Consider the following 13,582-nt stretch of genomic DNA (forward strand, 5'->3'; position numbering starts at 1 on the left):
TTATAAAACTAAAACCTTAAAATTAAATTTATGAACACAATAAGAGAGTTATTTTGTTTTTTAAGGATGAAACTTAAATATCTCTTAATTCCATGCATTGTAGTACTTTTTTCATGCAATTCAGATTCTAATTCGATAAAACTAAATGCTGATAGTTTGGCAACCGATAGCGTAAAAGCAAAATTTTTGGTTACACCTGGTAAATCTATTGGTCGAATTTATTTGGGACAAAATGTGAATGAATTGGATAGTATTTTAGGTAAACCAGATGCTGGTGATGGGGCAATGGGAAAGGCGTGGGGTATTTGGTATGGTAAAAACAATACTAAATATGGAAGAAATGAAATTGCTGTTTATTCCTCTTATATAGATAGTACTATGATGGGAAAAGATGTGAAACAAATTAGAGTGAATTCAAGTAAATTCACAACAGTTACTGGTTTAAATACAGAGAATTCGCTAGCTAATTTTACTGAAAAATATACTGACTTTAAGAAAATTGCTACGTATGTAAATGATGGAATTGGGGATACGATTTTACTATACGATTCAAAAGAGAATGGGATTGCTGTAGAATTTATTAGAGATATAAGTAGAGCAATTACCGTTCACAAAAAAGGTGAGACTGTTAATGAAACCTATCTCACCCTTCATCCCGAATGGAGAAAATTAGAGTAACTTACTTAATTTTCACTTCATAATCCATTCTAGCTTGAACACCAGAATTAACAATTGCTTTTTGCATTTGCTTGAAGATGAGATAGTTTTCTCCTAACTCTTTTTTAGTATAATACACACTAATATTCTCTTTTGCACTAGCTAAAAACCCTTTCAATGGGTCTATTTTTTCAGGATATTCTACTACTTTAAAATCTGATATTTTAGCTTTTTTAGCAGCCGCTTTTATGGCATCATTAAAACTACCCAAACGATCTGCTAATCCATTTTTCACCGCATCCGTTCCAATCCATACATGACCACCACCAATGCTATCCACTTGTGCTTTTGTCTTTTTGCGACCATCTGCCACACGAGTAATAAAACTATCGTACACATGGTTTACATCCGTTTGAATAATAAAACGTTCGCCAGCAGTTAAAGGACGATTTACGCTCATAATATCAGCATATTGTCCAGTTTTAACGCCATCAAAAGTAATTCCCAGTTTATTATTTAACAGGTTTTGGAAGTTAGGAATGATACCAAACACACCGATTGAACCTGTAATGGTATTAGGCTGAACAAAAATACTATCTGCAGCACAACCAATATAATATCCGCCAGATGCGGCAACATCTCCAAAGGAAGCAATTACTGGCTTCACTTTCTTGCTTAAAATAACTTCTCGCCAAATTACATCAGATGCTAATGCGCTACCGCCACCAGAGTTTACGCGTAAAACGATTGCCTTAATATCATCATCTAAACGAGCTTTTCTAATTGCTCTAGAAATACGTTCAGAACCAATTTGATGATCAGAACCTTCGCCGCCAACAATATCGCCATTGGCATAAATTACCGCTATTTCATCTTTACTTGTTGATGAAGTTTCTGCAGGTAAATTGGCAATATAATCGTTAATACTAACCGTATTTAAACTGCTTTTTTTGTCTTTACCAGTAATGTTTTTTAACTCATTTAAAATTTCATCTTTATAACGCAAACCATCCACCATTTTATAGGTTAGTGCATCTTTTGGCAGCTGTATTTTATAATCGTTGGCTAACATAGAAAGACTATCTGTGCTGATATGTCTTGTTTCTGAAATTCCTTGTAAAAAAGTTTGGTATAATCCTCCAACATAAGCCGTTACTTGTTGACGATTATAGTCGCTCATTTTAGTAGTAATAAAAGGCTCAACCGCACTTTTGTAATTACCAACTCTAATAATTTGAGCTTCAATACCTAATTTATCAAGCGCACCTTTAAAAAAAGTAAGTTCAGAACTGAAACCTTTAAACTCTAATGCGCCTTGAGGATTTAAATACACTTTATTTGCAGCTGAAGCTAAATAATAAGCGCCTTGACTATAAATTTCGCTATACGCGATGATAGGTTTTTTACTTTTCTTAAAATCGATTAATGCATTTCTCACTTCGAGCATGGTGGCCATACCCGCATTTGGAGCGCTTACATTGATATAAACGCATTCAATTTTATCGTCTGTTTTAGCTGCTTTTAAAGCTTTAATAACATCATAAAATCCAATGCTTTTTTCTTCTCCTCCAATATATTTATCTAGAATTGAATTTTCTGGAGTACGTTCTGTAATTGCCTGATCTAAATCTAAATAGAGGACAGAATTGTTTTTAACAACTACTGCCTTTTCTTCGCCTATTGAGGATACAAAACCTATAATAATAACAACAAACAGTAAAGTTATCACGAATGTAGAAATCACAATTCCTACTACTGTTGCAAAAACATATTTAAAAAATTCTCTCATGTGCTAGGTAAATATTTAATTTGTAAAGATATAAAACGGAATGGGCATCTTATAGTAAATTTATGCGACCATTTATAAATAAAAACAATTGATTTTTTTAATAAAAGTGACGATATAAAACAGCTAATATGCATTTAGATATAAATAGAACTTATTTGTTACTTGGTAGTAATTTGGGCGACCGCGAATTATATCTAGATAGGGCAGTGCAATTGATTTCGGAGAAAGTTGGGGATGTGATTATCAAATCTGCGGTTTATGAAACTGAACCTTGGGGTAATGCTAATCAGCCAGGTTTTTTAAATTTAGCTTTAGGAGTCGATACGCGATTATTGCCTTTTGAATTACTAGAAACAGTGCTGGAAATTGAAATAGTATTGGGAAGAGTGAGGCATGAGAAATGGGGTTCGAGGTTAATTGATATAGATATTATTTTTTACGGCGACGAAATTATTACGGTTGATGATAAACTTCAAATTCCACATCCCGAAATGCAACATAGAAAATTTGTATTAGAACCTTTGGCAGAAATTGCTCCGAATTTAATTCATCCCATATTGGGAAAAAGTATAACAGAATTATTAGTAACATTAACAGACACTTTATCGGTTTCAAAAAGATAATTATTAGCTTTACGTAAATGATTGACGAACAAAAAAACAACCAACCTCTTAATTTATCTTATTTAAGAGATATGTCTGGCGATAGTGCCGACTTTATGATTGAAATGTTAGAAGCTTTTCAGAAGCAAACGCCAATTTATATGGCCGATTTAGAAAGGGCTATCCATGCGCAAGACTGGAAAGCAACATCTGAATATGCGCATAAAATGAAACCTACTTTTTACTACGTGGGTAGGGAAGATGTGAGAGATCACATTCAAGAAATTGAACGAAATTCTCGTGAATTAAGAGAATTAGAAAGCATACCGACTGCTTTTCAGGAAGCGAAAGAATTTGTAGATATTTTATACAAACAGCTTGACGACGCAAAAGTAGAGCTGCAAAAACAACTTTAATTTAGCTTAATGTCATGCTGAGCGAGCTTGCACTGAGCGTAGCCGAAGTGAAGCATCTCTATAAAGTCTTCGACAGTTGTAAGGTCTAACTGAAATATAATCAGTTTCTCTACTTAATTTTTGAGCTCTCATTTTTAAAATGTAGAACTGATAATGCAATATAAAGTACCAAAACAAATGGTACTGCAACAAACTGTAAAAAAGCAATTAGCAATGCTGATAAAATGAGAAAAATAAACTTGAATTTGTTTTTCGCCCATGTCATATTGCTAAACTTTAGCGAAAATATTTTGATTTCACTTACCAGTAAAAAACTAGTGATAGCAACAATCGCGAGTAGTAAAATACTAGAACCTATAACTGTGGGATAATCTTTTGCGATAAATGGCAAGGAAACAATAAATAACGTATTCATTGGTGTGTTTAAACCAATAAATTCTTCCGTTTGTCTTTCGTCAATATTAAATTTAGCTAAGCGCAAAGCGGAAAAAACAGTAATAATGAAACCTAAATAAGGTAAATATTCAGAGCTATAATCACTAGTTTTTAGTAGTTGAAACATCACTACGCCTGGCAAAAAGCCAAAACTAACCATGTCTGCAAGCGAATCTAATTCTTTTCCAATAGCTGATTTTACATGTAGTAAACGAGCAACCATTCCGTCGAAAAAATCGAAAACACCAGAAAGTAAAACGAAATAAGCGGCAATTTCTAATTCACCCTTAAAAGCGAAAACAATCCCTACACAGCCAGAAAATAGGTTGGCGCAGGTAATGGCGTTGGGAATGTGTTTTTTCATAAAGTTGTAATGTTAAAAAGTTGTAATGTTGTAAAGTTAGGCGTTAGTATAGCACCTTCCAATATTTCAACCTTACAACTTTTCAATATTTTTATCCGTTCATTCCCAATAAAAATTCTTCATTGGTTTTAGTGCCTTTTATTTGCGCTTGTACCAATTCCATTGCTTCTTGAGAATTCATATCTGCCAAGTGATTACGCAACACCCAAATTCTTTGTAGGTTTTCTCTATCCAATAATAAATCTTCTCTACGCGTACTCGAAGCTGTAATATCGATAGCAGGGAAAATACGTTTGTTAGATAATTTACGATCCAACTGAAGCTCCATATTACCAGTACCTTTAAATTCTTCGAAAATTACCTCATCCATTTTAGAGCCCGTATCTGTTAATGCAGTTGCTAAAATAGTTAATGAGCCACCTTTTTCGATATTACGAGCAGCACCGAAGAAACGTTTAGGTTTATGCAATGCATTCGCATCAACACCACCTGATAATATTTTACCAGATGCAGGTGCAGTAGTATTATACGCTCTCGCTAAACGAGTAATAGAATCTAAAAGGATAACCACATCATGACCACATTCTACCAAACGTTTAGATTTCTCTAAAACAATGTTGGCAATTTTCACATGGCGTTCTGCTGGTTCATCAAAAGTAGAAGCAATAACCTCTGCTCTTACACTACGAGCCATATCAGTTACCTCTTCCGGACGTTCATCAATTAATAGAATAATTAAATAAACTTCTGGGTGATTTTTAGCAATCGCGTTAGCAACTTCTTTTAATAAATTGGTTTTACCAGTTTTTGGCTGTGCTACAATTAAACCACGCTGACCTTTACCAATTGGGGTAAACAAATCCATGATGCGGGTAGAATAATTGGATGCATCGGTGAATAAATTTAATTTTTCTGTAGGGAAAAGTGGGGTTAAATAATCAAAAGGAACGCGATCACGTACATCAGCAGGGATACGACCATTGATGCTTACCACTTTTACCAAAGGGAAATATTTTTCACCTTCTTTTGGTGGACGAATGCTTCCGTTAACGGTATCGCCAGTTTTTAGACCAAATAATTTTATCTGCGATTGCGATACATAAATATCATCTGGTGATGACAAATAATTGTAATCTGCAGAACGTAAAAAGCCATATCCATCTGGCATAATTTCTAAAACACCTTCGTTAGTAATGGTGTTATCAAAATCAAGGTTAGAATAACTTGTTTCGTTTTGTTTATGATTTCCGCCGTTTTGGTTTGGATTATTTTGCCCTTTTTGCGGGCGGTTATTATTTTCTTCTCTTGGAGCTCTTTCTTCACGAGCTGGTTTTTCTTCGCCAACTGCAACTTCCTTAGCTTCTTTAACAGGTCTTGCTTCTCTTGGCAATCTGTCTTTTTTATTTTGCTGATTAGGATTAGGTTGAGCAGGTTTATTCGCTTGATTTTGCAACTTCTCAGCAATTGTTTCCAATCGTTCAGGATCATCTACAAAATCTGGAGGTAAAGTTACCACTGGAGGTTCAACCTCAGGGACTTCAATTTCAACTTCTGGTTCAGTTTCAGGTTGACGCGTTTGCGGTTCATCAAATAATGTAATCCTTTCGCGTTCTGGTTGTTGTGGCTGTGGTTTGTCGTCTTTAGAAATACGAGCTCTCTTTTTTGCCAATGGTTTATCGGAAGAAGCAGTATTTTCTTTCACCATTTTAGGTTTAGCAGCTGCTACAATTGGTCTTGCAGTTTCTGTTACAACCTCAGTAACGGTACTTTTATTTGCTTGTTGCTGTAGAATTTGTTCAATTAGGTCGTTTTTGCGCAAATCGTCTGCGTTGTTTATACCTTCATTTTTTGCTAACTCACGTAATTCTGCAGTAAGCTTTTCAGTTAATTCTGTTTTATTAAACATTTATATGTGTTTGTCGAGAAATTTTAAATTGGGTTTATCAAAAGAATATAACGGAAAAATGTCTTTAAAAACATTTATATAACAATTTCGGTTGAGATTTTTCTGGGATATTCAGATAAACATTCGGGAATTATGGCACAATTGTATGTATTTGAAAATTAATAACCAACTAAAATTGAAAATTGTTTAAAAAAAAATTTGTTTGTGCAAACATTCTAGCCTTAAAAACCGCTAAAAATTGGCATCTTTGTGCACCAATTCTCCCATTAAAATGAACAAGGAACAGCTTTTTGAGCAGATACAAAAGAAAAAATCTTTTTTGTGTATTGGTCTAGATCCAGTGCTAGATAAATTACCAAAACATTTGTTAAAGTATAACGATCCAATTTTAGAGTTTAATAAACAGCTAATAGATGCTACGTATGATTTGTGCATTGCCTATAAACCTAATACAGCATTTTACGAAAGTAGGGGAGTTAAAGGTTGGGAAACCTTGGTAAATACATGGAAACACATTCCAAAAGATGTTTTTACCATTGCTGATGCGAAACGTGGTGATATTGGAAACACATCCGCTATGTATGCCGAAGCTTTTTTTAACGAAGAAAGTTCGCAAATGAGTTTCGATTCTATTACGGTAGCGCCGTATATGGGTAAAGATTCTGTTTCTCCTTTTTTAGAACATCCAAATAAATGGGTTATCCTTTTAGCGTTAACCTCAAATGAGGGTAGTCAAGATTTTCAAATCAAGCAAAGCGATGACCAGAAATTATACGAACAGGTACTAACAACATCGCAAAAATGGGCTAACAGCGAACAAATGATGTATGTTGTTGGCGCAACAAAACCTGAAGAATTTCAGAATATCCGCCGATTGGTGCCAGATCACTTTTTATTAGTTCCAGGAATTGGCGCACAAGGTGGAAGTTTATCGGCTGTTTGCCAAAATGGATTAAACTCACGATGTGGATTATTAGTTAATTCTGCTAGAAATATAATTTATGCAGGCAATGGTTTAGATTTTGCCGAAAAAGCAAGAGAAGAAGCTTTGGTTTTACAACAAGAAATGGAGCAAATTTTAATAGCTTCTAAATTGATATGAAATCAAAACCAGATTTCAAGTTAATTGCAGCATTATTAGCCGTCGCAATTGTTTGGGGTACAACCTATTTAGGTATCCGAATTGCTGTGCAAACCATACCTCCATGGTTCGTAACTGCCATGCGTCAAACTATTGCATCACTTATTTTATTAATCGTATTACTGCGTAAGCAAGAATTAAAATGGATTGGCTGGCCAGCTTTTAGAAGGCAAATGCTACTTTCTATTTTGATGATTGTTATCGCCAATGGCATGACAACCGTAGCAGAACAAAATATCCCAAGTGGATTAACGTCATTGTTAAATGCACTATCACCAATTATTGTTTTTATTGGAAGTGTAGTAATAGGATTGCAAAAACCAAGTTTAAAGGGTTTTATTGGTGTAACGATCGGGTTTTTAGGCGTAGCTTTTATTTTTAGAGATGGTTTAAGTGATTTGCTAGATCCTAATTATAAAACGGGAATTATGTATTTGGCTATGGCTATTTTGGGCTGGGCAACTGGAACGATCTACACTAAAAAATACACACATAAAAGCTCTAATATCTTTCTCGATTTATTTTATCAATTTGTCTTTTCCGCAGTTGTTCAATTAGTTTTAGCATTACTATTTTCAGAAAAAATACAACCAAGTGCATGGAGTATTGAAAGTCTTTCGGCAGTGGTTTACTTAGGTTTATTTGGTTCGGTTATTGGTTATTTCTGTTATAATTACGCACTTAAAAAAGTAACCGCAACAGAGGTTTCTATACTTTCTTATTTTAATACCATTATTGCCATATTTTTAGGTTGGCTTATTTTAGATGAAGTAATTACATTCGATTTACTCATTGCAACTGCACTTATTATTACTGGAGTTTTTATTACCAACTACAAGAAAAAACAAGAAGGAACAGTTTAGTCTCTCTTTAAAAGTAATTTCATTAACCAATAGTAAATTTTCATTTCTTTTAAATTTATTTCTGATATCTATTAGTTAAATTTTGCAATAAAGTATTTAGGATGCTTTTTATTGTATAATTTCATTCATGAACTTTCCCGAAGAATTTTTGCATTTCATTTGGCAATTTAGATTATATGGTGCCCAAAAACTATACACCACTGATGGAGATGTTATCGAAATTATACAACAAGGTATTTTAAATAAAAATGCTGGACCAGATTTCAATAATGTCAAACTAAAAATAAAAGACACAACTTGGGTTGGTAACGTAGAAATTCATATTAAATCATCAGATTGGCTATTACATAAACATGAGCTTGACAGCGCTTACGAAAATGTAATTTTGCATGTAGTTTACGAAGATGATGCTCCAATTTATAGAAAGGATGGGACACTAATTCCCGTATTAGTGTTAAAAGGGCTTTTTCCTTTGCGTTTATTAGCTAACTATGAACAATTAATCTCTTCAACCAATAATTTTCCATGCGAAAAACAAATTCATGAAGTAGATGAATTTCAAATTAATGGATTTTTATCTCGTGTTTTAGTAGAACGTTTAGAGCAAAAATCTGGAGAAGTTAGAGAGAAACTAACCGTTTTAAAAGGCGATTGGGACGAAACATTTTATCATTTTATGGCCAAAAACTTTGGGTTTAAATTAAATGCTACCCCGATGGAAATGTTAGCTCAATCTTTACCCCAACAATTATTTGGTAAACACAAAGACAATCCTTTACAAATTGAGGCTTTAATTTTTGGTCAGGCAGGATTTTTAAATCAAGTTTTTGAAGATGAATATCCACAACAACTCAAAAGAGAATATCAGTTTTTGCAAAAGAAATATAATCTCGTACCCATAGATATTTCACTTTGGAAATTCATGCGAACTCGACCTCAAAACTTCCCAACGATAAGGTTAGCTCAATTTGCAGCACTTATTGTGAATTCTAACCATTTATTTTCTAAAATTTTGCTGATTAAAAGTCACAGAGATTTACAACAAATTTTCGAAAATTTACCTGTACATCCATTTTGGAAAACGCATTACCATTTTAATAAACAAGCAGAAGATGTTAGCGTACAATTAGGGAAGAAATCTATTCATAACATCCTTATTAATACATTGAGCTTGTTTTTATTTACCTACGGCAAGGTGATGGATCAATACAAATTGATAAATAGAACATTTGCTTTATTAGAAAATTTACCTACCGAAAGCAATGTAATTATACAACAATATGTAGCCGCAGGAGTTAATATTAAGAATGCCTTTAACTCCCAAGCAATATTACAATTGAAAAAAGCGTACTGTAATGAAAAAAAATGCTTAAATTGTGTTATCGGAATTAAAATTTTAAAACAATAAAATGTTTCAGCGTATTGTTACCTTTTTCGAACAACAAAGTTTTGGGGTCTCTACCTATTTAGCTAATAAATTTAACATGAGCACAAACAAAGTACGTTTGTTCTTTATCTACTCCTCTTTTTTAGCAGTTGGGTTTCCAATTTTATTTTACTTATTAGCGGCCGTAGTTTTAGATATTAGAAACTATGTGAAAAAAGTAAGGTTAAGAGTTTGGGATATATAAAGGTAGAAGGTTAGAAGGCGGAAGGTTTAAGGTCTCCTGTCTTTATACTAACTACTAAATACTTCTCTAGTCCTCAGGCATTAAAATCTCAGCAATTTCATGAAATCCTTTATCCTCAGCTAAATCTGCCGGTAGTTTTCCGCCTTCCATGCGCAAATAAACTTCAGCGCCATGTTCTAATAATAAGATAATCAGCTCGATATTACCCAATTGCGCTGCAGAATGCAAAGGTGCAACACCAGACTTTTGACAAACATTAGGATATGCTCCAGCATCTAACAACATTTTGGTAATGTTAAAATTATTTGCAGCTACGGCAGAATGAATTGGGAAAACGTTAAAACCATTTTTACTTGGAACATTTACTTCAGCCCCTTTTAAAACCAAAAAGCGAGCAATATCTTCATGTCCAAAATAACAAGCTAATCCCAATGGGGTAAAACCATCTACAGAATAAGAATTTATGCTTTGAGGATCTTTAAAAATCAACAACGTCACATCGTCAAATTTTCCTATTGCACAAGCTTCGAAAATGTTTAACTCTTGAACAAACTCTGCAATCACATTCGCTATTTCTTGTTTTTTATAATAACAAGCCAATAAAACTGGAGATATTTGATGAGAAGTTGTTTGAGCCGCTAGTTCTGGTTTTTGCGTAAGTAGCGCCTTAATTTCTTCTAAATGATCATTTTCTATAAGCGTTTCGAGATGCGTAATATCCATTTTAAAATAGTTTTAAAACTAATACGTTAAATTAACAAAAATAAATTGAGATTGTTAAATGAAAACTACAGATTTAGCCTCCTTAAACATTAAGGCATTAAGAAGAATGAAGAAGTAATGTGTTTTTAGGATTACTTTAATATTTTAAACATTAAAATTAAAAAAGTGAAAAACTTAATGTTCCTTCATTTCTTAATGTTTAAGCAAAAAAATCCTGCCCAATAAAATCGAGCAGGATTAACCTAAAACAAAACTATTCAAACCGATATTATTCAGCTTTTAATTATGACAGTTGTTTTTAAGGAAAGTTTAATACTGCTGTATAAATTTTAAAAAAGGCTTTTGGCAATTCAAAATAATTTGTTTAAATCGTATGCGTTTTATACATCACAAACAAGTATATGTTTTATATTTGTTGATTAATATAGTTAACGAAAGATGTCTGTAAAGGGGAATCAATTTAGGTCAAATTCATTTAAACAAGATACTGAACCATCAAAAGCTGGCCAGAAACAAACTACAAGTAAAGCGCCCCGAGCTAAGGCTGATATTTTACCATCTTTTGATTTGCAAAATGGTAGACTGTTTAAAATCATTGGGCTTTTCTTCGTTATCCTTTCAATCTACTTTTTAGTCGCATTTACCTCTTATTTATTTACCTGGCAGGAAGATCAAAGCTATGTAATTGATGCAAATGGCGGTTGGAGTAATTTATTTAAAACGGTTGATGAATTAAAAAACAACGGAGTAGATGCCCCAGTAATACAAAATTGGCTAGGTAAAATCGGCGCATTATTATCACATCAATTTATATATGAATGGTTTGGTGTTGCATCATTCTTATTCATTTTTGTATTTTTTGTAATCGGATATCGTTTATTATTCAAGGTTAGAATATTTGCAATTGAGAAAGTTTTAGGCTATGGATTTTTCTTTTTACTATTCATTTCTTTAGCTTTTGGTTTCGGACATTCATTTTTTAAAGATACACCACACTTTTTAGAAGGAGAATTTGGCTATTGGAGCAATAAATTATTGGTAGCTCAAATTGGACAAACTGGTGTTGGTGGATTAATTGTTTTTTTAGGGTTAACCATTTTAATTATTGCTTATAATATCGATTTCAAAATCCCGAAAAGAAATAAAGAAGTTTATTTAGATAACGAAGTTCCAGGTTATGTGGAGGAAATAAGAGCCGACGCCGCAAAAAATAAGGAAGATGATGATTTAGCAGCTGTGCCAGTTGAATTTAGTATTAATGATAGATTTAAAAACGAGCCTAAAAAAGATCAGAATATTGTATTAACAACTAATCGCTTTGAGAAAAGAGAAGAGGATGAGGAAGATATTATAGCAGCTCCATTGGGTACAAATGTGATGTTAACGCCAACAGCTGCTGCGGCTGCAACACCTTTAGAAGTTACACCAGAACCAGCTTTTTCTGTAGAGAAAAGTGAGGATGAAATAAAAGCAAATGGATTAGTGGAACAATTTGGTAATTATGATGAGAAATTAGATTTATCAGGTTATCAATACCCAAATTTAGATTTACTAGAGAATTATGGTTCCAACAAAATCTCAGTAAATGCCGAAGAATTGGAAGCCAATAAGAATAAAATTGTAGAAACGTTAAATCACTACAATATAGAAATCGATAAAATTAAAGCGACAATTGGTCCAACGGTTACTTTGTATGAGATTATTCCAGCTCCTGGAGTTCGTATTTCGAAAATCAAAAACCTAGAAGACGATATTGCATTGAGTTTAGCGGCTTTGGGTATTCGTATTATTGCGCCAATGCCTGGTAAAGGAACAATCGGTATTGAAGTTCCAAATCAGCATCCAGAAATGGTGTCGATGCGAAGTATATTAAATACGGAGAAGTGGGCGACAAATACTATGGATTTGCCAATTGCTTTGGGTAAGACAATTAGTAATGAGGTTTTTATTGCTGATTTAGCTAAAATGCCTCACTTATTGGTGGCAGGAGCGACTGGCCAGGGTAAATCTGTAGGTATTAATGCTATTTTGGTTTCATTACTGTATAAAAAACATCCAGCGCAGCTGAAATTTGTATTGGTTGACCCTAAAAAAGTAGAGCTAACCTTATTTAATAGAATTGAAAGACACTTTTTAGCGAAACTTCCAGGCGAAGCCGATGCGATTATTACTGATACTAAAAAAGTTGTAAATACATTAAATTCATTGTGTATAGAAATGGATCAGCGTTATGATTTATTGAAAGATGCGCAGGTTAGAAACTTAAAAGAATACAACGATAAATTCATCAAGCGTAAGCTTAACCCAAATAATGGACACCGCTTTTTACCTTTCATTGTTTTGGTGGTGGATGAGTTTGCCGATTTAATGATGACCGCGGGTAAAGAAGTAGAAGCACCAATTGCTCGATTAGCACAATTAGCTCGTGCAATCGGTATACATTTAGTTCTAGCCACACAACGACCTTCGGTAAATATCATTACAGGTACCATAAAAGCCAATTTCCCTGCTAGGTTAGCGTTTAGAGTATTATCAAAAATCGATTCGAGAACTATTTTGGATAGTGGTGGTGCCGATCAATTAATTGGTAGAGGGGACATGCTTTTGTCAACGGGTAGCGACTTAATAAGGCTACAGTGTGCTTTTGTTGATACACCTGAAGTTGATCGTATTTCTGAATTTATTGGTAACCAACGCGGCTATCCTGATGCGTATCAATTGCCAGAATATATAGACGAAAATGCAGAATCTACTAGAGGTGATTTTGACCCTGATGACAGAGATCCACTGTTTGAAGATGCAGCGCAATTGATTGTAACGCACCAACAAGGCTCTACTTCGTTAATTCAACGTAAAATGAAATTAGGCTATAATAGGGCAGGTAGAATTATCGATCAGTTGGAAGCAGCAGGAGTTGTTGGTCCGTTTGAAGGAAGTAAAGCTAGAGAAGTTTTATTGCCAGATCAGTATGCTTTGGAACAGTTCTTGAATAACCTAAATAACAAACAATAGATGTATAGCGCTGCTAACCAGTTAATGAAGTGTTGTTAGTAGC

12 protein-coding genes are annotated in these 13,582 nt (G+C 33.7%); 8 read left to right on the top strand and 4 right to left on the bottom strand.

Going from position 1 to position 13,582, the window contains the following annotated elements; all coding sequences use genetic code 11:
* Nucleotides 1-30 precede the first annotated feature (30 nt).
* Entirely contained in the window at nucleotides 31-678 is a 648-nt protein-coding gene (locus GM921_RS02580; protein ID WP_182921048.1) for a hypothetical protein, read from the top strand.
* A 1-nt stretch (nucleotide 679) separates the two neighbouring features.
* Here GM921_RS02580 and sppA read toward each other — a convergent pair whose 3' ends face one another.
* Nucleotides 680-2,446, bottom strand: a complete 1,767-nt coding sequence (sppA, locus tag GM921_RS02585) for a signal peptide peptidase SppA (RefSeq protein ID WP_182921049.1) — start codon at nucleotides 2,444-2,446, stop codon at nucleotides 680-682.
* A 128-nt stretch (nucleotides 2,447-2,574) separates the two neighbouring features.
* Here sppA and folK point away from each other — a divergent pair, with 128 nt between their 5' ends.
* Nucleotides 2,575-3,069: a 2-amino-4-hydroxy-6-hydroxymethyldihydropteridine diphosphokinase gene (gene folK, locus GM921_RS02590; RefSeq protein ID WP_182921050.1), complete on the top strand. Its 495-nt coding sequence runs from the start codon at nucleotides 2,575-2,577 to the stop codon at nucleotides 3,067-3,069.
* Nucleotides 3,070-3,086: 17 nt separating this feature from the next.
* Nucleotides 3,087-3,464 (top strand): Hpt domain-containing protein, encoded by a 378-nt coding sequence (locus GM921_RS02595; protein WP_182921051.1) that lies wholly within the window; start codon nucleotides 3,087-3,089, stop codon nucleotides 3,462-3,464.
* 109 nt (nucleotides 3,465-3,573) lie between these two features.
* On the opposite strand, the gene pssA is transcribed toward GM921_RS02595, so the two are convergent.
* On the bottom strand, nucleotides 3,574-4,263 hold the full coding sequence (gene pssA, locus GM921_RS02600; RefSeq protein ID WP_182921052.1) for a CDP-diacylglycerol--serine O-phosphatidyltransferase: 690 nt from the start codon (nucleotides 4,261-4,263) through the stop codon (nucleotides 3,574-3,576).
* A 91-nt stretch (nucleotides 4,264-4,354) separates the two neighbouring features.
* On the bottom strand, nucleotides 4,355-6,169 hold the full coding sequence (rho, locus tag GM921_RS02605; RefSeq protein WP_182921053.1) for a transcription termination factor Rho: 1,815 nt from the start codon (nucleotides 6,167-6,169) through the stop codon (nucleotides 4,355-4,357).
* A 271-nt stretch (nucleotides 6,170-6,440) separates the two neighbouring features.
* Here rho and pyrF point away from each other — a divergent pair, with 271 nt between their 5' ends.
* From pyrF to GM921_RS02625, 4 genes are all read left to right on the top strand, one after another.
* Nucleotides 6,441-7,271 (top strand): orotidine-5'-phosphate decarboxylase, encoded by an 831-nt coding sequence (pyrF, locus tag GM921_RS02610; RefSeq protein ID WP_182921054.1) that lies wholly within the window; start codon nucleotides 6,441-6,443, stop codon nucleotides 7,269-7,271.
* Complete coding sequence (locus GM921_RS02615; RefSeq protein ID WP_182921055.1) at nucleotides 7,268-8,173, top strand: DMT family transporter; 906 nt, start codon at nucleotides 7,268-7,270, stop codon at nucleotides 8,171-8,173. The genes pyrF and GM921_RS02615 overlap by 4 nt, the downstream gene beginning before the upstream one ends.
* A 127-nt stretch (nucleotides 8,174-8,300) precedes the next feature.
* Complete coding sequence (locus GM921_RS02620) at nucleotides 8,301-9,581, top strand: DUF2851 family protein (RefSeq protein ID WP_182921056.1); 1,281 nt, start codon at nucleotides 8,301-8,303, stop codon at nucleotides 9,579-9,581.
* A 1-nt stretch (nucleotide 9,582) separates the two neighbouring features.
* Complete coding sequence (locus GM921_RS02625; protein WP_136842578.1) at nucleotides 9,583-9,804, top strand: PspC domain-containing protein; 222 nt, start codon at nucleotides 9,583-9,585, stop codon at nucleotides 9,802-9,804.
* Nucleotides 9,805-9,870: 66 nt separating this feature from the next.
* Here the strand turns inward: GM921_RS02625 and GM921_RS02630 are convergent, their stop codons facing one another.
* Nucleotides 9,871-10,527 (bottom strand): ankyrin repeat domain-containing protein, encoded by a 657-nt coding sequence (locus tag GM921_RS02630; protein WP_182921057.1) that lies wholly within the window; start codon nucleotides 10,525-10,527, stop codon nucleotides 9,871-9,873.
* A gap of 438 nt (nucleotides 10,528-10,965) precedes the next feature.
* Between GM921_RS02630 and GM921_RS02635 the strand changes: the two genes are divergently transcribed.
* Nucleotides 10,966-13,539: an FtsK/SpoIIIE family DNA translocase gene (locus tag GM921_RS02635; RefSeq protein ID WP_182921058.1), complete on the top strand. Its 2,574-nt coding sequence runs from the start codon at nucleotides 10,966-10,968 to the stop codon at nucleotides 13,537-13,539.
* The last annotated feature ends 43 nt before the right edge of the window (nucleotides 13,540-13,582 follow it).

The sequence above is a fragment of the Pedobacter planticolens genome (genome assembly GCF_014172375.1).
GTDB classification, from domain to species: Bacteria; Bacteroidota; Bacteroidia; order Sphingobacteriales; family Sphingobacteriaceae; genus Pedobacter; species Pedobacter planticolens.

Coding starts and splice junctions, on each gene's coding strand:
- GM921_RS02580 (WP_182921048.1), top strand. CDS start 31: ATGAACACAATAAGAGAGTTATTTTGTTTTTTAAGGATGAAACTTAAA.
- sppA (WP_182921049.1), bottom strand. CDS start 2,446: ATGAGAGAATTTTTTAAATATGTTTTTGCAACAGTAGTAGGAATTGTG.
- folK (WP_182921050.1), top strand. CDS start 2,575: ATGCATTTAGATATAAATAGAACTTATTTGTTACTTGGTAGTAATTTG.
- GM921_RS02595 (WP_182921051.1), top strand. CDS start 3,087: ATGATTGACGAACAAAAAAACAACCAACCTCTTAATTTATCTTATTTA.
- pssA (WP_182921052.1), bottom strand. CDS start 4,263: ATGAAAAAACACATTCCCAACGCCATTACCTGCGCCAACCTATTTTCT.
- rho (WP_182921053.1), bottom strand. CDS start 6,169: ATGTTTAATAAAACAGAATTAACTGAAAAGCTTACTGCAGAATTACGT.
- pyrF (WP_182921054.1), top strand. CDS start 6,441: ATGAACAAGGAACAGCTTTTTGAGCAGATACAAAAGAAAAAATCTTTT.
- GM921_RS02615 (WP_182921055.1), top strand. CDS start 7,268: ATGAAATCAAAACCAGATTTCAAGTTAATTGCAGCATTATTAGCCGTC.
- GM921_RS02620 (WP_182921056.1), top strand. CDS start 8,301: ATGAACTTTCCCGAAGAATTTTTGCATTTCATTTGGCAATTTAGATTA.
- GM921_RS02625 (WP_136842578.1), top strand. CDS start 9,583: ATGTTTCAGCGTATTGTTACCTTTTTCGAACAACAAAGTTTTGGGGTC.
- GM921_RS02630 (WP_182921057.1), bottom strand. CDS start 10,527: ATGGATATTACGCATCTCGAAACGCTTATAGAAAATGATCATTTAGAA.
- GM921_RS02635 (WP_182921058.1), top strand. CDS start 10,966: ATGTCTGTAAAGGGGAATCAATTTAGGTCAAATTCATTTAAACAAGAT.